Source organism: Curtobacterium sp. MCLR17_045 (assembly GCF_003234405.1).
GTDB classification, from domain to species: Bacteria; Actinomycetota; Actinomycetes; order Actinomycetales; family Microbacteriaceae; genus Curtobacterium; species Curtobacterium flaccumfaciens.
This window is the reverse complement of record NZ_QKTB01000004.1, coordinates 31,811-55,694: the sequence shown is the minus strand read 5'-3', so window position 1 is coordinate 55,694 and position 23,884 is coordinate 31,811. Positions and strand designations below refer to the sequence as shown.

Here is a 23,884-nt window from a genome sequence, read left to right as displayed (position 1 = left end):
GCTTCAGACGGTCGCGGCGACGAGTCCTGCGGCGGCGCGGAGTTCCTCGACACGGTCGAGCTGCTCCCACGTGAACCCGGGGAGCTCGCGGCCGAAGTGGCCGTAGGTCGCGGTCTGCGCGTAGATCGGTCGGAGCAGGTCGAGGTCGCGGATGATCGCGGCCGGACGCAGGTCGAACACCTGGCGGATGGCGGCCTCGATCGTGGCGTCGTCGACGTGTCCGGTGCCGAAGGTCTCGACGTAGAGCCCGACGGGCTTCGCACGGCCGATCGCGTACGCGACCTGCACCTCGAGCCGGTCGGCGAGCCCCGCGGCGACCGCGTTCTTGGCGACCCAGCGCAGCGCGTACGCCGCCGAACGGTCGACCTTCGACGGGTCCTTGCCGCTGAACGCGCCGCCACCGTGCCGGGAGGCCCCGCCGTAGGTGTCGACGATCACCTTGCGGCCGGTCAGCCCGGCGTCGCCCTGGGGGCCGCCGATCTCGAAGCGGCCGGTCGGGTTCACGATGACGTCGACGTGCGACGAGTCGAGGTCGACCAGGTCGAGGACCGGACGGATCACGTGCTCGGTGATCGCGGCGGTGAGCTCGTCGAGCGTGACGCTCGGCGAGTGCTGCGTGGAGAGCACGACGGTCTCGACGGTCTTCGGCACGACGCCGTCGTACCCGATGGTGACCTGGGTCTTGCCGTCAGGGCGCAGGAACGACAGCTCGCCCGACTTCCGGACCGCGGCCAGGCGCTCGGCCAGGCGGTGCGCCAGCCAGATCGCGACCGGCATGTACTCGGGGGTCTCGTTCGTCGCGAAGCCGAACATGATGCCCTGGTCGCCGGCGCCCTGACGGTCGAGCGGGTCGACCGCACCGGTGCGGGAGTCGAGCGACTCGTCCACACCCTGCGCGATGTCCGGCGACTGCGCACCGATCGAGACCTCGACACCACAGGTGGCACCGTCGAACGAGACGTCCGACGAGTTGTAGCCGATCCCGGTGATGACGTCACGGACGAGCTTGGGGATCTCGACGTAGCCGGAGGTCGTGACCTCGCCGGCGACGTGCACGAGCCCGGTGGTCACCATCGTCTCGACGGCGACGCGCGCGTTCGGGTCGACCGTGAGCAGTGCGTCGAGGATGCTGTCCGAGATCTGGTCGCAGATCTTGTCGGGGTGCCCCTCGGTCACCGACTCGGACGTGAAGAGGCGGAGAGCAGCTGCAGTCACCGGGATCAGTCGGTGGGCTGCTGCTGCTTGGTGACGGTGAGCTTGTCCTCGTTGATCTCGTGGAGCGCGACGGACAGCGGCTTGTCGTCGATCGTCGAGTCGACGAGCGGTCCGACGTTGTCGAAGAGCGAGCCCTCGTGCAGGTCGGCGTAGTAGTCGTTGATCTGGCGGGCGCGCTTGGACGCGAAGATGACGAGCGCGTACTTCGACTCGACCTTGCTGAGCAGGTCGTCGATGGGCGGGTCGATGATGCCCTGGGGGTTGGCCATGGTGTCTCCTCGAAGTCAGTGCACCCGTCAGGGCGCAGAGAACAAGTCTACGACCTCACGTGCCGCGGTGCCGACATCGGAGTTCACGATCCGCACGTCGAACTCGTCCTGCGCGGCCAGCTCGACCTTCGCGGTCTCGAGACGACGCGCCTGTTCCTCCGCGGATTCGGTGCCGCGGCCGATCAGCCGGCGCACCAGTTCCTCCCACGTCGGGGGCAGCAGGAACACGAGCACCGCCTCGGGCATGGCGTCGCGGACCTGCCGGGCGCCCTGCAGGTCGATCTCCAGCATGACCTTCTCGCCGGCGTCGAGCGCGCGGTCGATCGGCGGGCGCGGGGTGCCGTAGCGGTACGAGTTGTGGACGGTCGCCCACTCGAGCAGCTCGCGGTCGCGGATCATGCGGTCGAACTCGTCGTCGTCCACGAAGTAGTAGTGCACGCCGTCGACCTCGCCGGGGCGCGGCTTCCGGGTGGTGGCGGAGACGCTGAGGTTGACGTCCGGGTAGTGCTGTCGGATGTGCGCGCTGACCGTGCCCTTGCCGACCGCGGTGGGTCCGGCGAGCACGACGAGCTTCGAGGCACCACGCTTGCGACCGCGGGCGGCGAGCCAGTCCGCCAGGGCGGTTCGCTGCCGGGTCCCCAGGCCACCGAGGCGCTTCGAGGGGGCGATCCGCAGGGTCCCCATGATCGCCTCGGCTCGTGCGGGGCCGATGCCCGGCAGGCTGACGAGCAGGTCACGGACGCGGAGCGAGCGTTCCGCCGACGTCGTCTCGACCAGCGAGTCGTCCCACGCGGCACGGGCGACGTCGAGCGCGGAGCGCTCCCCCGACGCGATCGCGGCCTTCACCGCGGCCCGGGCGCGTCGCGCGGCGACGGCGGCCTTCGCCGCGGCGACGCGGTCCACCTCTGGCGGGGTCCGGTGGGCGGGCAGGCCCTCGTGCTCGTCGGTCACGCTGCTGCCACCAGTGCGGTGCGGATGCGGTCCGCGCGGTCGGTGACGAGCGCCGCGACGCCGTCCGGACCGTCGGTCAGCAGGCCGCGCGACTCGCTCACGAGCACCTGCTCGGCACGCGCGCCGTACAGCGCACGGAGGTCCTCGATGCGGGCGCCCTGGGCACCGAAGCCCGGCGCGAGGACCGGCGCGGTGCCGATCGCGTCCGCGTCGATGCCGAAGTCGTCGAGGTGAAGGGTCGCGCCGAGCACGAGCCCGACGTCGCCGAGGGCCTGATCGCCCACGGACCGGTTGTCGTCTGCCACGTCCAAGACGATACCGGCCGCGACCGTCCGGCCGGTACGCGGTCCTTCCGCGAGCACCGCGGTCTGCAGCACACGGGCCTCGGGGTTGCTCGTCGCCGCGAGCACGAAAACGCCGGCACCGTTCCGGCGCGCGACGTCGATCGTGCCCCGGAGCGAGCCGTACCCGAGGTACGGCGACACCGTCATCGCGTCGGCCGCGAACGGCCCGTCGCGGTCCAGCCACGCCAGCGCGTAGTCGTCACCGGTGGTCCCGATGTCGCCCCGCTTCACGTCGGCGACGACCAGGAGGCCCGCATCGCGTGCCCGGCGGATCGTCGCGTCGAGCGCACGGTAGCCCGCGACCCCCGCCGCCTCGAAGAAGGCGACCTGCGGCTTCACGATCGCCGCGCGGCCGGCGGCCGCGTCGACCAGGGTCGCGCCGAACGCCGTCAGGCCCTGCTCGTCGCGGGCGAGCCCCCACGCCGCCAGGGTGGCGGCGTGGGGGTCGATCCCGACGCAGAGCGGTGAACGCTCCCCCATGGCGGACGCGAGGCGGTCGCCGAAGGAGGCCGGGCCTCCCGACCGGGTCGTTGCCATGCTGGCAGCCGTCACCAGGTCGCGCGCTCGAGCGCGTAGTCCTGCAGGCTGCGGACGTTCAGCGGCGAACCGATCGTCTCGATCGCCGCGACGGCCGCCCCGATCTGCGCGATCGTCGTGAACAGCGGCTTGTCCGCCGCGACCGTGGCCGCACGGATCTCGTACCCGTCCGCACGACCGGCGGCACCCGACGGCGTGTTGATGACGATGTCGACCTCGCCCCTGGCGAGCAGGTCGACGACGCTCTCGCCGCCCTGGCTGTACTTGCCGACGATCCCGACCTCGATGCCGTTGCGGCGGAGGATCTCCGCCGTGCCCTCGGTCGCGATGATCGTGAAGCCGAGCTGCTGCAGGCGGTGCACCGGCAGCACGATCGCGCGCTTGTCGGTGTCGGCGACGCTCACGAAGACCGTGCCGCTGGTCGGCAGGCCGCCGTACGCGGCGTCCTGCGACTTGAGGAACGCCCGCGGGAAGTCGCGGTCGATGCCCATGACCTCGCCGGTGGAGCGCATCTCGGGGCTGAGCACCGAGTCGACGACCTGGCCCTCGCGGGTGCGGAAGCGACGGAAGGGCAGCACGGCTTCCTTCACGGCGACCGGCGACTGTGCGGGGACGAACGCCCCGTCACGCTCGGGCAGCATGCCCTCGGCGACGAGCTCGGCGACCGTGGTGCCGGTCATGATGCGGGACGCGGCCTTGGCCAGCGGGATGCCGAGCGCCTTCGAGACGAAGGGCACGGTGCGGCTGGCGCGCGGGTTCGCCTCGAGGACGTAGAGCACGCCGGCGCCGATGGCGAACTGGACGTTGAGCAGGCCCTGCACGCCGATGCCGCGGGCGATCTTCTCGGTCGCGTCGACGACGCCCTGGATCTCCGCGCGGCCGAGGCCGACCGGGGGCAGGGTGCAGGCCGAGTCGCCGGAGTGGATGCCGGCCTCTTCGAGGTGCTCCATGATGCCGCCGATGTAGAGCCGCTCTCCGTCGAAGAGCGCGTCGACGTCGATCTCCACGGCGTCGTCCAGGAACCGGTCGACCAGCAGCGGGAGCTCCGGGCCGATGATCGCCTGGTCGGCCATCCGGTCGAAGTAGTCCGCCAGCGACGGGGAGTCGTACAGGATCTCCATGCCGCGGCCGCCGAGCACGAACGACGGGCGGACGAGGACGGGGTACCCGATCTCCTCGGCCACCGTGGTCGCGCTCGCCAGGTCGTGGGCGGTGCCGTTCCGCGGTGCGAGCAGGCCGGCGGCGTCGAGGATGGCGGAGAACTGCCCGCGCTCCTCGGCCGAGTCGATCGCGGTGGGGCTGGTGCCGAGGATCGGGATGCCCGCGGCCTCGAGCGGCTTCGCCAGGCCGAGGGCGGTCTGGCCACCGAGCTGCACGACGACGCCGACGAGTTCGCCGGACGCGGCCTCGGCCTCGATGACCTCGAGGACGTCCTCGGCGGTCAGCGGTTCGAAGTACAGGCGGTCCGAGGTGTCGTAGTCGGTCGAGACGGTCTCGGGGTTGCAGTTGATCATGATCGTCTCGAACCCGGCGGCGCTCAGCGCGAAGGACGCGTGCACGCACGAGTAGTCGAACTCGACGCCCTGCCCGATGCGGTTCGGGCCGGAGCCGAGGATGACGACCTTCTTGCGGTCGCTCGGCGTGATCTCGGTCTCGGTGTCGTACGACGAGTAGTGGTACGGCGTCAGGGCGGGGAACTCGCCGGCGCAGGTGTCGACGGTCTTGAAGACCGGTCGGATGCCCTGGGCGTGCCGCTCGTCACGGACCTGCTGCTCGGAGACCGGTGCCGCGTCCGTGCTGCGCAGGCTCGCGATCTGGGTGTCGCTGAAGCCGTGCTCCTTCGCCCAGCGCATCGTGTCCGCGTCGAGCGTGTCGGCGGCCCGGACCTCGTCCGCGACCTCGTTGATGAGCACGATCTGGTCGATGAACCAGGGGTCGATCTTGGTGGCCTCGAAGACCTCGTCCGCGGTGGCGCCCGCGACCAGGGCCTGCTGGACCGTGACGATGCGGCCGTCGGTCGGGATCGACGACTTCGCCAGCAGGGCGTCCTTGTCGAGCTCGGACGCCGGGGTGTCCCAGTGGAAGCTCGACCCGCGCTTCTCGAGCGAGCGCAGCGACTTCTGCAGGGCGGTGGCGTAGTTCCGGCCGATGGCCATCGCCTCGCCGACGCTCTTCATCGTCGTGGTGAGGGTGGCGTCGGCGGCCGGGAACTTCTCGAACGCGAACCGCGGGGTCTTCACGACCACGTAGTCGAGCGTCGGCTCGAAGCTCGCCGGGGTGACCTTCGTGATGTCGTTCTCGATCTCGTCGAGCCGGTAGCCGATGGCGAGCTTCGCGGCGATCTTGGCGATCGGGAAGCCCGTGGCCTTCGACGCGAGGGCCGACGAGCGGGACACGCGGGGGTTCATCTCGATGACGATGACGCGGCCGTTGGACGGGTCGACGGCGAACTGGATGTTGCACCCACCGGTGTCGACGCCGACGCGACGGATGATGTCGATGCCGATGTTCCGCATGTTCTGGTACTCGCGGTCGGTCAGGGTCAGCGCGGGGGCGACCGTGATCGAGTCACCGGTGTGGACGCCGACCGGGTCGACGTTCTCGATGGAGCAGATGACGACGGTGTTGTCGTAGTTGTCGCGCATCAGCTCGAGCTCGTACTCCTTCCAGCCGAGGATGGACTCCTCGAGCAGGACCTCGGTCGTCGGGCTGGACTGCAGCCCGTCGCCGACGAAGCGGACGAGTTCGGCCTCGTTGTAGGCGAAGCCCGAGCCGAGGCCGCCCATGGTGAAGGACGGGCGGACGACCAGCGGGTACCCGAGGTCCTTCGCGAACTCCTTCGCTTCCTCCAACGTGTGCGCGATGTGGCTGCGGGCGACGTCGGCACCGGACTCGAGCACGAGCTCCTTGAAGAGCTGGCGGTCCTCGCCGCGCTGGATCGCCTCGACCTTGGCGCCGATGAGCTCGACGCCGTGCTTCGCGAGGATGCCGGCCTCGTCGAGCGCGATGGCCGCGTTCAGGGCCGTCTGGCCGCCGAGGGTCGGCAGGACGGCGTCCGGCTTCTCGATGCGGATGATCTCCTCGAGCGACGCGTTCGTGATCGGCTCGATGTAGGTCGCGTCGGCGAAGTCGGGGTCGGTCATGATCGTCGCCGGGTTCGGGTTGACCAGGATGACCCGGACGCCCTCGGCCCGGAGGACGCGGCACGCCTGGGTGCCGGAGTAGTCGAACTCGGCGGCCTGACCGATGACGATCGGGCCGGAGCCGATGACGAGGACGGAGTTGATGTCAGCGCGCTTGGGCATCAGTTCGCTTCCTTGGTGATGTCTGCTGCGGGGGTCGTGGCGTCGGCGGTGGCCGCGTCGAGCGGCTCCCCGTCGCGACGCTCGCGCACCATGTCCGCGAACCGGTCGAAGAGGTACATGCTGTCGTGCGGTCCGGCGGCGGCCTCGGGGTGGTACTGCACGCTGAACGCCGGCACGTCGAGCGCGCGGAGGCCCTCGACCACGTTGTCGTTCAGCGAGTAGTGCGAGACCTCGACCCGACCGAACCCGGCCGGGGACTCGAGGACCTCGCCGAGGGGCGCGTCGACCGCGAAGCCGTGGTTCTGGCTCGTGATCTCGACCTTGCCCGTGGTCGTGTCGAGCACCGGCTGGTTGATCCCGCGGTGACCGAAGGGCAGCTTGTAGGTGCCGAAGCCGAGCGCGCGGCCGAGCAGCTGGTTGCCGAAGCAGATGCCGAAGAACGGCCGGCCGGTGCGCAGGCTGTCCTGCAGCAGCTCCACCTGTGCGTCCGACGCGGCGGGGTCGCCGGGGCCGTTCGAGTAGAACAGGGCGTCCGGTGCGAGGGCTTCCAGCTCCGCGGCGGAGATGTCCTGCGGCACCACGTGCACCTCGAAGCCACGGGCCGCGAGGTACCGGGTGGTCGAGGCCTTCACGCCGAGGTCGAGCACGGCCAGGGTGCCGATCTGCTCGCCGACGGCGGGGACGACGTAGGTCTCCGGGGTGGACACGACCGCCGAGAAGCTCGCGCCGGCCATCGTCGCCTGCGACACGACCGCGTCCAGCTGCGACTCGGCCGACAGCGCCGCGTCCGCACCGCTGAAGACGCCGCCCTTCATGGCGCCGGCGTCACGGATGCGGCGGGTGAGTGCGCGGGTGTCGATGCCGGAGATGCCGACGATGCCGTCGCGCACCAGGTGGTCGTCGAGCGTGGCGTTCGCGCGGTGGTTCGACACCACGCGGCTGGGGTCGCGCACCACGTACCCGGCGACCCAGATGCGACGGGACTCGGGGTCCTCGTCGTTCACCCCGGTGTTGCCGATGTGCGGCGCGGTCTGCACCACGATCTGTCCGGCGTAGGAGGGGTCGGTCAGCGTCTCCTGGTAGCCGGTCATGCCGGTCGCGAAGACCACCTCGCCGAGCGTGCGCCCACGGGCGCCGTAGGCCCAGCCGTCGTACCGGGTGCCGTCTTCGAGGACCAGGACGGCCCGTTCGCGTGTCATGCTTTCTTCCCTTCGCCCGCGGTTCGCGGAGCATCGGCCGCAGTCGCCTGCGGCCCGGTCTCGGTCAGTCCCTGCAGGGCGTGCAGCGCGGCTGCGTCGCCCTCCGGGAACCGGAAGTAGGTGTCCAGGTCCGTCGCACCTGCGGCGCCGGTCGCCGTCCATCGCAGACGGACCAGTCCCCCGGGTTCGACCACTCGGTCGATGGCCCACGTGGAGCGGTCGGCGCCGCGGACCGCGTCGCGCGTGATCCAGCGGTCGTCGGTACCGGCGAGGCGCATCACCACGCCGGTCGCGTGGACCGTCACCCCGCCGCGGCCGCGGAACCCGAGGCCGCCTGCGGTGATGCGTTCCAACGGCTGGTCGGCGCGGGTCGTCGCGACGGTGAACCCGTCCCACGACCCGACCGCCGGTGCCAGGTCGGCCGGCACCCGGACTGGAGGCACGGCTTCCGCCTGCTTCCTGGTCCGCGTCCGCCAGGTGCGCGCCATCGCGACGAACAGGGCGGCGACCGCGAGCAGGATCACCGCGCCGAGGAGCCAGCGCTGCGCGTCGCCGCTCATGCGCGCGCCCCTGTCCGGAGCGCCGCGGCGTGCGCCGCGATCGTGTCCGCGTCGACGACCCGGCCGTCGAGCACCGTCGCGTACCCCTGGTGGAAGGTCGCGACGACCCGGCCGGGCAGCGTCATGCCGAGGTACGGCGAGTTCTGCGACTGCCCGGCGAGGTCGGTGACCGCGAACTCACGGCTGGCCGACGGGTCGTAGAGCGTGATCTCGGCGGGTGCTCCCTCGGCGATGCGCTGCCCGTGCCCCTCGACCTGGCCGATCCGCGCCGGCGCCTCGGACAGCACCCGGGCGACGTCGGCCCAGTCCAGCCGGCCGTCGTCGACCACGGCGGACTGCACCACGCTCAGCGCTGATTCGAGGCCGACCATGCCGTTCGCGGCAGCGGGCCACTCGCAGCACTTCGCCTCGGCGGTGTGCGGCGCGTGGTCGGTCGCGACGATGTCGATGGTCCCGTCGGCCAGGGCCGCGCGGAGCGCCTCGACGTCCTCGCGGGCACGGAGCGGCGGGTTCACCTTGTAGCGGGCGTCGTAGCCGGGCGCACCGTCGTGGCCGGCGATGAGGTCCTCGGTGAGCACGAGGTGGTGCGGGGTGACCTCGGCCGTGACGTCGATGCCGCGGGACTTCGCCCACCGGATCACCTCGACGCTGCCGGCCGTCGAGACGTGGCAGACGTGCAGACGTGCTCCGACGTGGTCGGCGAGCAGGACGTCGCGGGCGATGATCGCCTCTTCCGCGACGGCGGGCCACCCGGCGAGGCCGAGCTCCGAGGACAGCCGGCCCTCGTTCATCTGCGCGCCGATGGTCAGCCGGGGCTCCTGGGCGTGCTGCGCGAGCACCCCGCCGAAGCCCTTGATGTACTCGAGTGCGCGGCGCATGAGCAGCGGGTCGGCCACGCAGGAGCCGTCGTCCGAGAACACCCGGACCTTCGCCCGCGAGGTCGCCATCGCACCGATCTCGGACAGGTGCGTGCCCTGCAGCCCCTGCGACACGGCGCCGATCGGGCGGACCGTCACGTAGCCCGCGTCGTCACCGAGTGCCTGGACCTGCTCGACGACCCCGGCGGTGTCGGCGACGGGGCTCGAGTTGGCCATGGCGTTCACGGCGGTGAAGCCACCGGCGGCCGCGGCACGCGAGCCGGTGAGGACGGTCTCGGACTCCTCGTGACCGGGCTCGCGCAGGTGCGTGTGGAGGTCCACGAGACCGGGCAGGGCGATGAGGCCGTCCGCGTCCACGGTGGTGGCGCCGGCCGTGTCGAGACCGGACCCGACCGCGGTGATGCGCCCGGCCTCCAGACGGATGTCGGCACGCGAGCCGTCGACCAGCTGCGCGCCACGGATCAGGTGAGCGGTCATGCGGCGGACTCCTTCGCGTCGGTGCCGGTTCCGGCACTGCCCGTCAGGGCGAGGTAGAGGACGGCCATCCGGACCGAGACGCCGTTCTCGACCTGCTCGACGACGGTCGAACGGGGGTCGTCGGCGGCGACGCCGGCGATCTCGAGCCCACGGTTCATGGGGCCGGGGTGCATGATCAGCGTGCGCTCGGACAGCCGCCCGAAGCGCGCCGCCGTCAGGCCCCAGTGCCGCGTGTACTCGCGCGGGTTCGGGAAGAAGGCGTCGTTCATGCGCTCCTGCTGGATGCGGAGCGTCATGACGACGTCCGGGTCCTCGGCCAGGGCGGTGTCCAGGTCGTGGTGCACCGCGGCGCCGAACGGCGACGGGGTGGCGGGCAGCAGCGTCGGCGGCGCGGCGAAGGTCACGCTCGCGCCGAGGGTGCGGAGCAGCCAGGCGTTCGACCGGGCGACCCGGCTGTGCAGCACGTCGCCGATGATCAGGACGCGCACGCCGTCGAGGCCCTGGCCGCGCGAGCCGGCACCGTGCAGGCGGCGGCGCATGGTGAAGGCGTCGAGCAGCGCCTGCGTCGGGTGTTCGTGGGTGCCGTCACCGGCGTTGACCACCGGTACGTCGATCCAGTCGGCGTCGGCGAGCACCCGCGGGGCGCCCGATGCACCGTGGCGCATGACGATGCCGTCGATGCCCATCGCGCCGAGGGTCTGCACGGTGTCCTTCAGGGATTCGCCCTTGGAGACGCTCGAGCCCTTCGCGGCGAAGTTCAGGACGTCGGCGGACAGGCGCTTCGCGGCGGCCTCGAACGAGATGCGCGTGCGCGTGGAGTCCTCGAAGAACAGGTTCACCACGGTCTTGCCGCGCAGGGCCGGGAGTTTCCGGACCTCGCGCGTGTTGACTTCGGCCATCTCCTCGGCCACGTCGAGGATGTGGACGGCCTGGTCGCGGGACAGGTCGGCAGTCGAGAGCAGGTGCCGCATCACGCCACCCCCTGCTCGATGAACACGGTGTCGTCGCCATCGGTCTCGGCCAGGTGCAGCGTGACCCGCTCGTCGGACGCGGTCGGCAGGTTCTTGCCCACGTGGTCCGCGCGGATCGGCAGCTCGCGGTGGCCGCGGTCGACGAGCACGGCGAGCCGGACGGCACGCGGCCGCCCGATGCCCTGCAGCGCGTCGAGCGCGGCGCGGACGGTGCGACCGGAGTACAGCACGTCGTCGACGAGCACGACGACCTTGCCGTCGATGCCGCCGGCGGGGATCACCGTCCGATGCGGCGCGCGACCGATGCCGTGGCCGAGGTCGTCGCGGTGCATGGTGACGTCGAGCGTGCCGACACGCTCCGTCCCGATGCCGCCGGCGGCCGAGGACCACTCCGGCTCGATGCCGGCCAGGATCCGGCCGAGGCGTTCCGCCAGGACGGCGCCGCGGGTCGGGATGCCGAGGAGCACGAGGTCCGAGCCCCCGTGGTTGGCTTCGAGGATCTCGTGCGCGATGCGTGTCAGGGCACGCGTGATGTCGGGCTGTTGCAGGACCGTTCTGGTTCCCACGTCGACCCCCTTCCCCGCCTCACTGGACGGCATTAAAGGATGCTGACGTGGTCAACCCTACCGGGACTCCTGGTCTCCTGCGACCGTCCGACCGGACGGTGCACGACCGCCGGCGACGGCCCCGAGCACGCCGTTGACGAAGCCGGCGGAGTCCTCGGTGGACAGCGACTGCGCGAGCTCCACCGCCTCGGCGATGGCGACGGCGTCGGGCACCTCCGGGTTGAACCGGAGCTCCCAGACGGCCATCCGCAGGATGCAGCGGTCGAGGACCGGCATCCGGGCGATCGACCAGCCCTGGGCGTGGTCGACGATGACGGAGTCGATCTCGTGACGGGCATCGTCGACACCGGTGACGATCTGGCGGGCGTAGTCCCAGCTGGAGGCACGCTCCGGCTGGTCCAGGTGCCGGACCGTCTCGGTGGCGAGCACGTCCGCGATCGGCAGCTCGCGCACCTCGGCGACGTACAGCATGTCGAGGGCGCGCTTGCGGGCCTTCGAACGAGCACTCATACGGTCAGCGCCTAGGAGTTGACGCGGCCGAGGAAGCTGCCGTCGCGCGTGTCGATCTTCACCAGGGTGCCGCTCTCCAGGTACAGCGGGACCTGGATGCGGTGGCCGGTCGCGATGATGGTCGCGTCCTTGGTGCCGCCGGAGGAACGGTCGCCCTGCAGGCCGGGCTCGGTCTCGACCTCGGTGACGATCGACGTCGGGAGCTCGACGTACAGCGGGTTGCCCTCGTTCATCGCGATGGTGACCATCGCGGACTCGAGCAGGTAGTTCTTGGCGTCGCCGACCACGGTCGCGGAGACCGGGATCTGGTCGTACGTGTCGGTGTCCATGAACACGTAGGAGTCGCCGTCCTCGTAGAGGAACTGGTAGTCACGACGGTCGACGACGGCGGTGTCGATCTTCGCGCCGGCGTTGAACGTGCGGTCGACGACCTTGCCGGAGACGACGTTCTTGAGCTTCGTGCGGACGAAGGCGCCGCCCTTGCCCGGCTTGACGTGCTGGAACTCGACGACCGACCACAGCTGGCCGTCGATGATGAGAACGGCGCCGTTCTTGATGTCTGTGGTACTGGCCATGAGTCGTCGGTGTCCCGTTCGGTCGTGTTGTGAAGTGTCCTCGGGCCGCGGACGGCCCCGGACGAGTGTAGCGGACGCCCGCCCGGCAGCCGGAGCGGTGCGCGTGCGTGCCGGACGCGCCGGTCACGGGCGGGCGCCGGGCCGCGGTCAGCGTCGCCGTCGAGCGAGCCAGGCGTCGATCGCCGCCCAGCCGAGCAGCACCACCGCCGCTCCCCCGAGCAACCCGCCCGCGACCCCGGTGGACAGGGCCGCCGTCGGTCGCGCCGGCAACGACAGGTAGACGATCGCCAGGATCCCCGCCCCCGCACCGAGCAGCACCAGCAGGATGCGCCGGATCATGCCGGACACGAGCTGCCGGTCGCGGCTGTCCGCGAAGAGCCGGATGTTCACCGTGAACCGGCCGGTCTCGATCGCCTCGCCGATGCGGTCCACCCGGCGGGGCAGGCGACGAGCGGCCGACACGACGCCGAGCAGCTCCTTCGCCGCCAGGTCGCGGAGCTTGCCCGGCCGGAGCTGGTCGGTGATCTGCTCCCGGGCGAGTCCGCGAGACTCCTCGAGCAGGTCGAACGACGGCGCGAGCGTGCGGAGCGTGCCCTCGAAGATGGCCAGGGCGCGTGCCGCGGCGACGAAGTCCGGCGGCGGCTTCAGCCGGTAGCGCCCGAAGACCTCGACCGCGTCGTCCACGGTGTCGACGCCGATGCGCGCACCCGGGCCGAGCTCGTCCGCGACGAAGCGGGCGATGTCCCGACGGAAGTCGGGCTCGTCGTGCGCATCGCGCACGGGTGCCATCCGCAGGACCGCATCGGCGATCCGCGACGTGTCGTCCTGCAGGTAGGCGGCCAACAGGTCCTGGACCGTGTCCCGGAGACCCGGGTCGAGCCTCCCGACCGATCCGAAGTCGATCAACGCGGGCCGACCATCGGGCAGCACCAGGACGTTCCCCGGGTGCAGGTCCGCGTGGTACAGGCCGTCGAAGACCACCTGGCGCAGGAAGGCGCGGAGGATGGCGCGCATCGGCGCGTCGAGGTCGCGCTCGGAACGCTCGGCGCGGATCGCGCTGAGCGTGTCGCCCTCCAGGAACTCCATGACGAGCACACGCCGGCCGGACAGGTCCGGGTAGGGGTCCGGGAACCGGACCTCGTCCGGACGCGCGCTGCGGGCCTGGGCCGCACGCAGCGCGGTGAGGTTCCGGAGCTCGGAGACGAAGTCGACCTGCCGGATCAGGTCGTCCGCGTACTGGCCGGCGATGTCCTGCACGCCGACCTGCCGCGCCTCGGTCGACCACCGGGCCATGAACCGGACGACCCGCAGTGCGATGTCCACGTCGCGGCGCACCGCTGCGTCGATCCCCGGCCGCTGCACCTTCACGGCGACCGCGGTGCCGTCGGGCAGCCGGGCGCGGTGCACCTGCGCGATGGACGCCGCAGCGACGGGCACCGGGTCGAAGGTCGCGAAGACCTGCTCGACCGGGACACCGAGCTCCTGCTCGAGGAGCGCACGGACCTCGTCCGCCGGCGCCGCCGTGACGTTCCGCTGCAGGTGGGCGAGTCCCTCGGTCCACTCCTCGGGCAGCAGATCGTCGCGGGTGGAGAGCAGCTGGCCCATCTTCACGAACCCGCCACCGGCTTCCTCGAGCGCCCGGCGCAGGTGCTCGGCCTGGTCGCGCCGCAGCTCCGACGTTGCCGGGTCGTGCGAGAAGTCGAGACGACGGAAGGGCACCAGGTGGTGGCGGCGGGCGATCGAGAGGAGTTCGGTGAAGCGGCGACCACGGGAGCGCAGGGTGCCGGTGTCAGCATCGCGCGGGCCGGAGAGGTCGCTCAGTCGGGGTGGGGTGGGCACGCCCGCCAGTCTGCTCCCCGGTGCTGGGTCCGCAGCGTGCGCGTGGCCCGGTCCGTCGCGTCGTCCCATCCTCCTCCACAGCCTGGAGGCCCGGTGCGACTTCCACAGGCCGGCGCGGGCCCGGCGCGGGGCGCGGTCCTGGAGCGAGACACTCGTGCCGTGGAGACAGCACTGATCGCGGCGTGCATCGCCGCCGGAGCGGCGATCGTCGCGGCCGTCGTCAGCTGGTTCGGGGCGTTCCAGAGTCGACGGACGTCCGATCGTGACCACGCCTGGCATCGGTTCACCTGGGCCGTCACGCAGCGGCCGGACATGAACACATACGACATTTCGACAACGGTGCTCCGAGACCTGGAGACCATACCGTGGTGGTCGAAGGCCGATCGCCGACTCGCGAGCCGAGCGCTCCGCAGGCGAGCCAGCGCCGACCAGGCACATGACGACGACGAACGAAGGGCCTCCGACTGATGTCGATCCTGCGACCGCTCCCCGACGCGCCCGACCTCGACGAGGACGACGACGTCCTCTTCGCCTGGGACCACGGCGCCACCGTCGACGAATGGCGGGAATCCCAGCGCACCGGCGTGGTCACCGTCTCGACGCGTGTCACCTGGTGGTGGCGCAGGATGCGACGGGTCCTGCGCTGACCGGCGTGGCTAGACGCCGACCTCCTGGTAGGCGGTGAAGAGCAGGTGGTCCTCGGGGCCCTCGAGCACGACGGGCTTGCCGACGCCGTCCAGGATGATGAACCGCAGCATGCCGGCACGGGCCTTCTTGTCACGACGCATGGTGGCGAGCAGCCCCTGCCAGCGCCCGACGCCGTACGAGGTCGGCAGGTCGAGCGACTCGAGGATCGCCCGGTGCCGGTCGACCGTGGCGTCGTCCAGGTGCCCGGTCAGTCGGGCGAGCTCGGCGGCGAACACCATGCCGACCGACACCGCTGCACCGTGGCGCCACTGGTACCGCTCGGCGTGCTCGATCGCGTGCCCGAGGGTGTGCCCGTAGTTCAGGATCTCGCGTCGGCCCTGCTCGGTGAAGTCGTCCGAGACGACCTCGGCCTTGAGCGCGATGGCGAGCTCGACGACCCGGCGGAACTCCGGGGTCGTCGGATCGGTGACCCGGTCGACGTCGGCCTCGACGATGTCCAGGATCTCGGGCACGGCGATGAACCCGGCCTTCACGATCTCGGCGAACCCGGTCAGGATCTCGTTGCGCGGGAGCGTGCGAGCGAGGTCGAGGTCCACGACGACGGCACGCGGGGCGTAGAAGGCGCCCACCAGGTTCTTGCCCTCGTTCGTGTTGATGCCCGTCTTGCCGCCGACGCTGGCGTCCACCATGCCGAGCACGCTGGTCGGGACGGCCACGTACGGCACACCGCGCAGCCAGGTCGCGGCGACGAAGCCGGCCAGGTCGGTGACCGCGCCGCCCCCGAGGCCGATCACCGCGTCGGTGCGGGTGAAGTCGGCCTGCCCCATGATCTGCCAGCAGAACGCCGCGACCTCGACGCGCTTGGCGCCCTCGGCGTCGGGGACCTCGGCGATCAGGGCCTCGAGCCCGGCCTCGACCAGGAGCGCGCGGAGCTCGTTCGCCCGGGCACCGAGCGTCGGCGAGTGCACGATGAGGACCTTGGCGACACGCGGGCCCAGGATCGCGGGCAGGGCGCCGAGCAGGTCCGTGCCGACGGCCACCGTGTAGCCGTCGTCACCGCCGACCCGGATCTCGGTGGTCCCGGCGGGCAGGGTCGACTCGGTCACGGTGCTCCTTCGGTGCTGGTGGTGCTGCTGGTCGTGCTGCCGGGCGCGGCGGTGGTGCCGGCGTCGCTGCGCAGCCACGTGACGACCTCGTCGACCACGCGGGACATCGGGCGGCGGGACGTGTCGACCACGACGTGCGCGAGTTCGGCGTAGGTGGCCGCCCGCTCGTCCATGATCGTCTGCCAGGCGTCGATCCCGCCGTTCGCCAGCAGGGGCCGGTCGGACCCGGCGATCCGGTCGGCGACGGCCTCGGGCGACACGGTGAGCAGGACGATGCGCGAGCCGCTCAGGGCCTGCCGCGTGTCCGCGTGGGTGACGGCTCCCCCGCCCACGGCGATGACGCCGCCGATGGCCAGCGCCGCCCGGACCGCCTGGGCCTCGAGCGCGCGGAACGCCGGCTCGCCACGGTCGGCGAATATCCCGGGGATCGGCCCGTGCTCGCGCACGATGACCCGGTCGGTGTCCGTGAACGGGACGCCGAGGGCCTTCGCCACCCGCTTGCCGACGCTCGACTTGCCGGCGCCCATCGGGCCGATCACGACCACGGGCGCGTCGGCGCGTCGGACGTCGGTGCTCACAGGTCGGTCGACGTCGCCGACGGCTCGGTCCGGCGCGTGCGCAGGGTCTCCGGGATCGCCGCGAGGTAGGCGTCGAGGTTGCGCTTCGTCTCGACGACGTTGTCGCCGCCGAACTTCTCGAGCACCGCGTCGGCGAGCACCAGGGCCACCATCGCTTCGGCGACGACACCGGCAGCGGGCACGGCGCAGACGTCCGAGCGCTGGTGGTGCGCCGAGGCGTCCTCACCGGAGACGACGTCCACCGTGTGCAGGGCGTGCGGGATGGTCGCGATCGGCTTCATCCCGGCGCGGACGCGCAGCACGGTGCCCGTGGACATCCCGCCCTCGGTCCCACCGGCGCGGTCGCTCGTGCGGTAGATCTCGCCGTCCTCGCGGTACAGCTCGTCGTGCGCGGCGGAGCCCCGGCGACCGGCGGTCGCGAAGCCGTCACCGACCTCGACCCCCTTGATGGCCTGGATCCCCATGATCGCCGCTGCGAGGCGGGCATCGAGCCGGCGGTCCCAGTGCACGTGCGAGCCGAGGCCCGGCGGGACGCCGTAGAACAGCACCTCGACGACGCCGCCCAGGGTGTCGCCGTCCTTCTTCGCGGCCTCGACCTCGGTGACCATGCGTGCCGAGGTCTCGGCGTCGAAGCAGCGCAGCTGGTCCTCGTCCAGGCGGTCCACGTCGTCGGGCAGCGGCAGGTCCGTGCCGTCGGGGACCCGGACGGTCCCGACCTGCAGCGTGTGCGCCACCGAGCGGATGCCGAGTTCGGCCAGGAACGACTTCGCGACGGCGCCGAGCGCCACGCGTGCGGCAGTCTCGCGGGCACTCGCACGCTCCAGGATCGGGCGCGCCTCGTCGAAGCCGTACTTCTGCATGCCGACCAGGTCAGCGTGGCCCGGACGCGGTCGGGTGAGCGGCGCGCTCCGCCCGCGGGACATCTCGGTGGACTCGATCGGCTCGGGGTTCATGACCTCGACCCACTTCGGCCACTCGGTGTTGCCGATGCGGATCGCGATCGGGCTGCCGAGCGAGTAGCCGTGCCGGACACCGCCCGACACGTGCAGCTCGTCCTGCTCGAACTTCATCCGCGAGCCACGGCCGTAGCCGAGCTTGCGGCGCGCGAGATCGGCACGGATGGACTCGAACGACACCGGGACACCCGCGGGCAGGCCCTCGAGCATGGCGATCAGTTCGGGTCCGTGGGACTCACCAGCAGTCAACCAACGAAGCATGCCGCAATCCTCCCACAGCGATCGTCCGTGCGACGTCGTCGCCTACTGGTAGTCGGGGTGCGCCCGCAGCCACGCCTGGAACTGCTCGACCGCCACCAGGTGCTGGTCGTAGGTGTCCGAGAAGACGGTCTTGCCCGACTCCAGGTCGACCGTCACGAAGTACAGCCACTTGCCCGGGGCCTCGTTCGTCACGGCCTTGATCGCGATGTCACCCGGGTTGGAGATCGGTGCGGGCGGGAGCCCCTCGTGCACGTAGGTGTTGTACTCGTTCGAGGCGTCCGCACGCTCGGCGTCCGTGGTCGTCACAGTGTGCGTGTTGCCCGTGCCGTACGCGACCGTGGCGTCGGACTGCAGCTTCATCCCCTGGTCGAGGCGGTTCTGGAACACCCGGGCGACCTTGGGGTAGTCGGCCGCGAGGCCGGCTTCCTTTTGCACCAGCGACGCGAAGACGATGGTGCGCTCCTGGTCGGCTTCCTTGACGCCAGCGGCGGACAGGTGCTCCTTCATGGTGTCGACCATCGACTTGAAGTACTGCTCGGCGGTCCAGCCCGGGTTGATCGGGTAGGTCGCGGGGAAGAGCCAGCCCTCGAGCGTCGTGACGCCGGACGGCAGGTCGTAGGCCGACAGGTCCTTCGCGGCCGCGTCGACCTGTTTCTCGGTCAGGCCGGCCTTCGAGACCATCCCGGCCTTGATGTCGGCGAGTGCCGTGCCCTCCGGGATGATGATCGACGCCTGGACGCGGTTGTCCTTGTCCTGCAGGGCCGCCAGGGCGGACTTCGAGCTCATCTGCTTCTTCAGCGCGTACGAACCGGGCTGGAACTGCACGTCCGGCGAGGCCAGCAGGAGCTTGTAGAAGACCTTCGAGTCCTTGACGACGCCGCTGCGCTGCAGCGTCGCGGCGACGTTCTCGCCGATGTCGCCCTGCTTGATCGTGATGGTCACCTTCGAGGTGCCGTTGCCCGTGTAGTCGTCGGGCTCCTGCGCGCCGCTGATCGCCGCGATGAGCTGCTGGATCTTGGGTGCGGCGAACGTGTACGCCCCGACGCCGGCAGCGAGCACGACCGCGACGATGACGAGCCCCGCGACGAGCGGTCCACGCCGGCGCTTCGGCCGTGGCTCGCGGGGCGGCCTGGAGGCGCGTCCTCCGCCGCCTCGTCCACCGCGTCCGCCGCCTCCCGCGGCACCACCGCCGCCGGTCGCGTCACCGTCGTCCGTCCCGTCGGCTCCGGATCCGCCGGCCGCGGCGGTCGCCGCGGACTCGGTCGGCAGCTCGCCGGTCAGCAGTGCGGCGACCTCGGGGTGCAGGTCTTCGGGGCGGGTGGCGATCGGTGCGTCGGCGGGGGACGCCGGGCGTTCGTCGCGTGCGGCTGGCGGGGCCTCGGTGGTCCGTTCGGCGGCCGGCGGCTCCTCGGTCGCTGCGACGCGGGCTCGTTCGGCCTCGAGGGCGCGGGCTTCGCGTCGGGACATCGGAGGCGCCGGCGGTGGGGTCACCTGACCAGCGTCGTCGCGGTCATCGGTGCCTGTCGTGCGGTCGGAAGTCGCCTTCCGCCGCTCGGCGTCGTTGCCGGGCGCGATGATCGCGTTCCAGTCCAGATCGTCTGCCAACGTCCTCGGTCTCTCGGTCGGGAACTCCACCTGGGCACCGTCGTCCTCGCAGCTGACGACGAGAGCACCCATGTGCGGTACCGGGCAGCCCTGTCAGGGAAGCGTGGTGCCCGGAGGGGCACCGGCACTGCGCTCGTGGTCGAGCGCGTGTTGCAGAATGATAACAGCGGCTGCTTGGTCGATCACGGCCCGGGACTTCTTCGTGTTCTTGCCGGCCTGGTGCAGCCCTCGCTGGGCGGTCACGGTCGACAGTCGTTCGTCGACCAGGCGCACCGGCCGACGCGCCGCGATCCGGGCCGCGAACACGCGGGCGTCCTCGGTCGAGGCCGTGTCCCCACCCGACATCGACAACGGCAGTCCGACGACGACCTCGAGCACGTCGTACTCGTCCGCGAGCTCGAGGATCCGCCGGAGGTCCTTCGAGTCGTCACGACGGACGGTCTCGACCGGCGTCGCCAGCAGGCCGTCGCGGTCGCACACGGCGACCCCGATCCGGGCGCGTCCGACGTCCACGCCGAGCCGCCGCCCGGACCGGATGCCCACGGTCAGCCCGCGAGCCGTGCGGTCACGGCACGCAGCGCCGCGGGGAGCGCTGCTGCGTCGGTCCCGCCGCCCTGCGCCAGGTCCGGCTTGCCGCCGCCACCGCCACCGAGCACGCCGGCGGCCTCCTTCGCGAGGGGGCCCGCCTGCACGCCCGCAGCACGGGCGGCGTCGTTCGTCGCGACGATCACGATCGGCTTGCCGCCCACGACGGCGCCGAGCACGACGACCGCCGCGCCGTCACCGAGCTGGCCCCGCACGCCGGTGGCGAGCGAACGCAGGTCGTCGCCCGACTGCAGGCCGTCGACCGTCTCGGCGACCACGGTGGCGGCACCGACGGTGGTCGCGTTCCGGGCGATGGCAGGCACGCGCTGCTGCAGGTTCGCCGACTCGTACTCGGCGAGCTTCTTCTGGGCGGACCGGAGGTCCTCCATCAGGTTCTGCACGCGGGCCGGCAGGTCGGCACGGGGAGCCTTGAGCGCGCCGGAGAGCTGCGACACGATCGTGCGCTCGACGGCGAGGTCGCGGAACCCCTCGAGCCCGACCAGCGCCTCGACGCGGCGGTTCGTCGAACCGACGCTCGACTCCCCCACCAGGTTGACGAGTCCGATCTGCGCGCTCGAGGCGACGTGCGTGCCACCGCAGAGCTCGCGGGACCACGGGCCGCCGATGTCGACCATGCGGACCTCGGCGCCGTACTTCTCACCGAACAGGGCCTGCGCCCCGAGGGCCTTCGCCTCGTCGATGGGCAGGATGCGCGTGGAGACCTCGAGGTCGGTGCGGATCGCGGTGTTCACGACCTCCTCGATCTCGGAGCGCGTCTCGAGCGAGACCGGCTGTGACCACGAGAAGTCGAGGCGCATGTAGCCGGACTTGTTGTACGAACCGGCCTGCAGCGCCTCCGGCCCGAGGATGTCGCGGAGGGCCGCGTTCACCAGGTGCGTCGCGGAGTGCGCCTGGGTCGCACCGCGGCGGTACTCCGCGTCGACGACGGTGCTCGCGGCGTCGCCGACGCCGACCTCGCCGGAGCGGACCTGCACGGTGTGGCTCCACAGCCCGGAGACCGGTCGCTGGACGTCGAGGACCTCGAGGTCGAACCCGTTGCCGACGATCGAGCCCTGGTCGGCGTCCTGGCCGCCCGACTCGGCGTACAGCGAGGTCTCGCCGAGGATGACCTCGGCGATGTCACCCGCGACCGCACGGTCGACGCTCACACCGCCGACGATGATGCCGAGCACGCGCGTCTCGGCCTCGAGCGCGTCGTAGCCGAGGAACGTCGTCTCGCCCTTGGCCCGGAACGCGCTGTACACGCTCAGGTCGGCGATCGCGGTCTTCTTGCTCTTCGCGTCGGCCTTCGCCCGGGCACGCTGCTCGGACATCAGGGTCTCGAACGCCGTGCGGTCGACGTGGACCCCAGCTTCCTCGGCCATCTCCATCGTCAGGTCGATGGGGAACCCGAAGGTGTCGTGCAGCAGGAACGCCGTGTCGCCGCCGATCGACGGGGCGCCGTCCTGCTTCGCACGCTCGACGGCCACGTCGAGGATGGTCGTGCCCTGCGCCAGGGTGCGGAGGAAGGTCTCTTCTTCCGCGTAGGCGATACGGGAGATCCGGTCGTAGTCGGACGCCACCTCCGGGTACGCGTCGCGCATGGCGTCCCGGGACGCCGGGAAGAGCTCGGGGAACGTGGGCGCCTCGACACCGAGCAGGCGCATCGCGCGGACGGTGCGACGGAGCAGACGACGGAGGATGTACCCGCGGCCCTCGTTCGACGGGCTCACGCCGTCGGCGATGAGCATCAGCGAGGAACGGACGTGGTCGGCGATGACGCGCATCCGCACGTCGTCCTCGTGCACGGCGCCGTAGCGTCGGCCGGAGATCTCGGCTGCACGGTCGAGCACCGGGCGCACCTGGTCGATCTCGTACATGTTGTCGACGCCCTGCTTGATGAAGGCGACGCGCTCGAGCCCCATACCGGTGTCGATGTTCTTGTTCGGAAGCTCGCCGGTGATCTCGAAGTCGTACTTCGACCGCACGTCGGCGATCTGGTACTGCATGAAGACGAGGTTCCAGATCTCCACGTAGCGGTCGTCGTCCGTCGCCGGGCCGCCGTCGATGCCGTACTCGGGGCCACGGTCGAAGAAGATCTCCGAGCAGGGACCCGCGGGTCCGGGCTGTCCGGTCGACCAGTAGTTGGTGTCCTTGCCGAGGCGCTGGATCCGCTCGTCGGGCAGCGACGAGTGCTGCTTCCAGAAGCCGATCGCCTCGTCGTCCTCTTCGTAGACGGTGACCCAGAGGTCGTCCGGCGAGAAGCCGAGTCCGCCTTCGGTCTCCGGGTTGGTCAGGAACTCCCAGGCGAACTGGATCGCCTGCTCCTTGAAGTAGTCGCCGAACGAGAAGTTCCCGTTCATCTGGAAGAACGTGCCGTGGCGAGGGGTCTTGCCGACCTCTTCGATGTCGTTCGTGCGGATGCACTTCTGCACGCTCGTCGCCCGCGGGAACGGCGCCGGGATGAGACCGGTCAGGTACGGGATGAACGGCACCATGCCGGCGACCGTGAAGAGGAGCGACGGGTCGTCGGAGACGAGGGACGCGGACGGGACGACGGTGTGGCCGCGGTCACCGAAGTACTGGAGCCAACGGCGGCGGATCTCTGCGGTCTGCATGGTGCTTCCTGGGTTCAGGTCGTGGGTGGAGGAGGGTCGAGGCTGCTCGGTCGGAGCGCTCAGACGTCGGTACGGAGCTCAGCCTCGCGCGACCGGTAGCCGTCCGCGACGGCACCCGTGAAGGCCTTCGTCTTGGCGTTCACCTCGGCGAAGAGCCGGGCGCCACCGGAGGTCTGGGCGACCCGGTGTGCGACGGCGAACCCGATGACGATGCCGACGGCGACGAAGAACAGCTGCTTCACGGTGCCTCTCCCTCTGTGCACCCGGGCGGTGCATGCCCGGACAAGCTTAGTCGCCGGGCACTTCCGCGCGTCCCCGTCCGCAAGACGCCGTCGTGTCGGCAGGACGCCGCCGAAATCAGAAGCGTCTCGCGCACCCGGCGGCGCGTCGATGAGACGACGGCGTGTTGCGGACCGACCAGGGGCCGGGCTGGAGGCCGTGCGCACGGCGCACCCCGCGCCTCCCGTCCGCCCCTGCTCACGTCCACTGCCCCACACAAGACGCCGTCGTGTCGGCAGGACGCCGCCGAAACCAGAGGCGTCTCGCGCATCCGGAGGCGCGTCGATGAGACGACGGCGTGTTGCGAAGCGGAGGCGGTGCCGGAACGCCGAACGGCGGGTCGCCCTCGAGAGGACGACCCGCCGTTCGGGTGTGATCAGTGGATCAGCGAGCTGCGTAGTACTCGACGACGAGCTGCACTTCACAGGTCACGGGGACCTCGGCGCGCTTCGGGCGACGCACGAGGCGGGCCTGGAGCTTCTCGATCTCGACCTCGAGGTAGCCCGGGACCTTCGGGAGGACTTCCTGGTGGCCACCGGCAGCGGCGACCTGGAAGGGCTCCATCGACTCGGACTTTGCCTTGACGTGGATCAGCTGGCCCTCCTTGACGCGGAAGGAGGGGCGGTCGACGAGCTTGCCGTCGACCAGGATGTGGCGGTGCACGATCAGCTGACGGGCCTGCGCGGTGGTGCGGGCGAAGCCGGCACGGACCACGAGGGCGTCGAGGCGCTGCTCGAGGAGCTCGACCAGGTTCTCACCGGTCAGGCCCTTCGTCTTGCGGGCCTCTTCGAAGACGATGCGGAGCTGCTTCTCGCGGATGCCGTACTGGGCGCGCAGACGCTGCTTCTCACGGAGGCGGACGGCGTAGTCGCTGTCCGCACGACGGCGCGTACGGCCGTGCTCACCGGGCCCGTAGGGGCGCTTCTCGAGGTAACGGGCGGCCTTCGGCGTCAGCGGGATGCCGAGTGCGCGCGACAGGCGGGTCTTGCTGCGGGTACGTGACTTGGTAGACACAGGGTCCTTTTCTCTGTTCGAACTGAATACTCACCGGA

General features: G+C 71.2%; 23 protein-coding genes. 2 read left to right on the top strand and 21 right to left on the bottom strand.

Features of this window, described 5'->3' with window-relative positions; genetic code table 11:
* Positions 1-3 precede the first annotated feature (3 nt).
* The 13 genes from metK to DEJ05_RS04575 all read right to left on the bottom strand — a co-directional run bounded on the left by metK (position 4) and on the right by DEJ05_RS04575 (position 14,196).
* Positions 4-1,215, bottom strand: coding sequence for a methionine adenosyltransferase (gene metK, locus DEJ05_RS04635; protein ID WP_110858970.1), 1,212 nt, complete (start codon positions 1,213-1,215; stop codon positions 4-6).
* 5 nt (positions 1,216-1,220) lie between these two features.
* Positions 1,221-1,484: a DNA-directed RNA polymerase subunit omega gene (gene rpoZ / locus DEJ05_RS04630; RefSeq protein ID WP_017887186.1), complete on the bottom strand. Its 264-nt coding sequence runs from the start codon at positions 1,482-1,484 to the stop codon at positions 1,221-1,223.
* A 27-nt stretch (positions 1,485-1,511) separates the two neighbouring features.
* Entirely contained in the window at positions 1,512-2,435 is a 924-nt protein-coding gene (gene gmk / locus DEJ05_RS04625; RefSeq protein WP_239001435.1) for a guanylate kinase, read from the bottom strand.
* Positions 2,432-3,316, bottom strand: a complete 885-nt coding sequence (gene pyrF, locus DEJ05_RS04620; protein WP_111029301.1) for an orotidine-5'-phosphate decarboxylase — start codon at positions 3,314-3,316, stop codon at positions 2,432-2,434. The genes gmk and pyrF overlap by 4 nt, the downstream gene beginning before the upstream one ends.
* Positions 3,317-3,327: 11 nt before the next feature.
* Positions 3,328-6,621: a carbamoyl-phosphate synthase large subunit gene (gene carB / locus DEJ05_RS04615; RefSeq protein WP_111023062.1), complete on the bottom strand. Its 3,294-nt coding sequence runs from the start codon at positions 6,619-6,621 to the stop codon at positions 3,328-3,330.
* The gene (gene carA / locus DEJ05_RS04610; RefSeq protein ID WP_071403717.1) at positions 6,621-7,820 is read right to left on the bottom strand and encodes a glutamine-hydrolyzing carbamoyl-phosphate synthase small subunit; all 1,200 of its coding nucleotides are present in this window, start codon (positions 7,818-7,820) and stop codon (positions 6,621-6,623) included. The genes carB and carA overlap by 1 nt, the downstream gene beginning before the upstream one ends.
* Positions 7,817-8,380 carry a hypothetical protein gene (locus tag DEJ05_RS04605; RefSeq protein WP_111109869.1) on the bottom strand — a complete coding sequence of 188 codons (564 nt, stop codon included), beginning with the start codon at positions 8,378-8,380 and terminating at the stop codon, positions 7,817-7,819. The genes carA and DEJ05_RS04605 overlap by 4 nt, the downstream gene beginning before the upstream one ends.
* Positions 8,377-9,735 carry a dihydroorotase gene (locus tag DEJ05_RS04600; protein WP_110864573.1) on the bottom strand — a complete coding sequence of 453 codons (1,359 nt, stop codon included), beginning with the start codon at positions 9,733-9,735 and terminating at the stop codon, positions 8,377-8,379. The genes DEJ05_RS04605 and DEJ05_RS04600 overlap by 4 nt, the downstream gene beginning before the upstream one ends.
* Complete coding sequence (locus DEJ05_RS04595; RefSeq protein ID WP_071403715.1) at positions 9,732-10,706, bottom strand: aspartate carbamoyltransferase catalytic subunit; 975 nt, start codon at positions 10,704-10,706, stop codon at positions 9,732-9,734. Before DEJ05_RS04595 ends, DEJ05_RS04600 begins: the two co-directional genes overlap by 4 nt.
* A complete protein-coding gene (pyrR, locus tag DEJ05_RS04590; protein WP_017887177.1) occupies positions 10,706-11,305 on the bottom strand; it encodes a bifunctional pyr operon transcriptional regulator/uracil phosphoribosyltransferase PyrR in 600 nt (199 codons plus the stop codon). The genes DEJ05_RS04595 and pyrR overlap by 1 nt, the downstream gene beginning before the upstream one ends.
* 24 nt (positions 11,306-11,329) lie before the next feature.
* Positions 11,330-11,782: a transcription antitermination factor NusB gene (gene nusB, locus DEJ05_RS04585; protein ID WP_027465744.1), complete on the bottom strand. Its 453-nt coding sequence runs from the start codon at positions 11,780-11,782 to the stop codon at positions 11,330-11,332.
* Between the two features lie 11 nt (positions 11,783-11,793).
* Positions 11,794-12,357, bottom strand: coding sequence for an elongation factor P (efp, locus tag DEJ05_RS04580; RefSeq protein ID WP_017887175.1), 564 nt, complete (start codon positions 12,355-12,357; stop codon positions 11,794-11,796).
* Between the two features lie 147 nt (positions 12,358-12,504).
* On the bottom strand, positions 12,505-14,196 hold the full coding sequence (locus DEJ05_RS04575; RefSeq protein WP_181440656.1) for an AarF/ABC1/UbiB kinase family protein: 1,692 nt from the start codon (positions 14,194-14,196) through the stop codon (positions 12,505-12,507).
* A 159-nt stretch (positions 14,197-14,355) separates the two neighbouring features.
* Between DEJ05_RS04575 and DEJ05_RS17995 the strand changes: the two genes are divergently transcribed.
* Together DEJ05_RS17995 and DEJ05_RS04570 are read left to right on the top strand one after the other, a co-directional pair.
* The gene (locus DEJ05_RS17995) at positions 14,356-14,664 is read left to right on the top strand and encodes a hypothetical protein (protein ID WP_181440655.1); all 309 of its coding nucleotides are present in this window, start codon (positions 14,356-14,358) and stop codon (positions 14,662-14,664) included.
* On the top strand, positions 14,664-14,843 hold the full coding sequence (locus tag DEJ05_RS04570) for a hypothetical protein (protein WP_110864577.1): 180 nt from the start codon (positions 14,664-14,666) through the stop codon (positions 14,841-14,843). Before DEJ05_RS17995 ends, DEJ05_RS04570 begins: the two co-directional genes overlap by 1 nt.
* Positions 14,844-14,852: 9 nt before the next feature.
* Here DEJ05_RS04570 and aroB read toward each other — a convergent pair whose 3' ends face one another.
* The 8 genes from aroB to rpsD form a co-directional block, all read right to left on the bottom strand.
* Positions 14,853-15,950 carry a 3-dehydroquinate synthase gene (aroB, locus tag DEJ05_RS04565; protein WP_027465746.1) on the bottom strand — a complete coding sequence of 366 codons (1,098 nt, stop codon included), beginning with the start codon at positions 15,948-15,950 and terminating at the stop codon, positions 14,853-14,855.
* Positions 15,947-16,528 carry a shikimate kinase gene (locus DEJ05_RS04560; protein ID WP_111109867.1) on the bottom strand — a complete coding sequence of 194 codons (582 nt, stop codon included), beginning with the start codon at positions 16,526-16,528 and terminating at the stop codon, positions 15,947-15,949. Before DEJ05_RS04560 ends, aroB begins: the two co-directional genes overlap by 4 nt.
* Complete coding sequence (gene aroC, locus DEJ05_RS04555) at positions 16,525-17,745, bottom strand: chorismate synthase (RefSeq protein WP_110858979.1); 1,221 nt, start codon at positions 17,743-17,745, stop codon at positions 16,525-16,527. The genes DEJ05_RS04560 and aroC overlap by 4 nt, the downstream gene beginning before the upstream one ends.
* A 42-nt stretch (positions 17,746-17,787) precedes the next feature.
* Positions 17,788-19,212: an endolytic transglycosylase MltG gene (mltG, locus tag DEJ05_RS04550; protein WP_146245020.1), complete on the bottom strand. Its 1,425-nt coding sequence runs from the start codon at positions 19,210-19,212 to the stop codon at positions 17,788-17,790.
* 231 nt (positions 19,213-19,443) lie between these two features.
* Positions 19,444-19,887 carry a Holliday junction resolvase RuvX gene (gene ruvX, locus DEJ05_RS04545; protein ID WP_171907752.1) on the bottom strand — a complete coding sequence of 148 codons (444 nt, stop codon included), beginning with the start codon at positions 19,885-19,887 and terminating at the stop codon, positions 19,444-19,446.
* Between the two features lie 8 nt (positions 19,888-19,895).
* Positions 19,896-22,553 carry an alanine--tRNA ligase gene (alaS, locus tag DEJ05_RS04540; protein ID WP_111109865.1) on the bottom strand — a complete coding sequence of 886 codons (2,658 nt, stop codon included), beginning with the start codon at positions 22,551-22,553 and terminating at the stop codon, positions 19,896-19,898.
* Between the two features lie 59 nt (positions 22,554-22,612).
* Complete coding sequence (locus tag DEJ05_RS04535) at positions 22,613-22,795, bottom strand: hypothetical protein (protein WP_027465751.1); 183 nt, start codon at positions 22,793-22,795, stop codon at positions 22,613-22,615.
* Positions 22,796-23,216: 421 nt separating this feature from the next.
* Positions 23,217-23,846 carry a 30S ribosomal protein S4 gene (gene rpsD / locus DEJ05_RS04530; protein WP_017887166.1) on the bottom strand — a complete coding sequence of 210 codons (630 nt, stop codon included), beginning with the start codon at positions 23,844-23,846 and terminating at the stop codon, positions 23,217-23,219.
* Between the last annotated feature and the right edge of the window lie 38 nt (positions 23,847-23,884).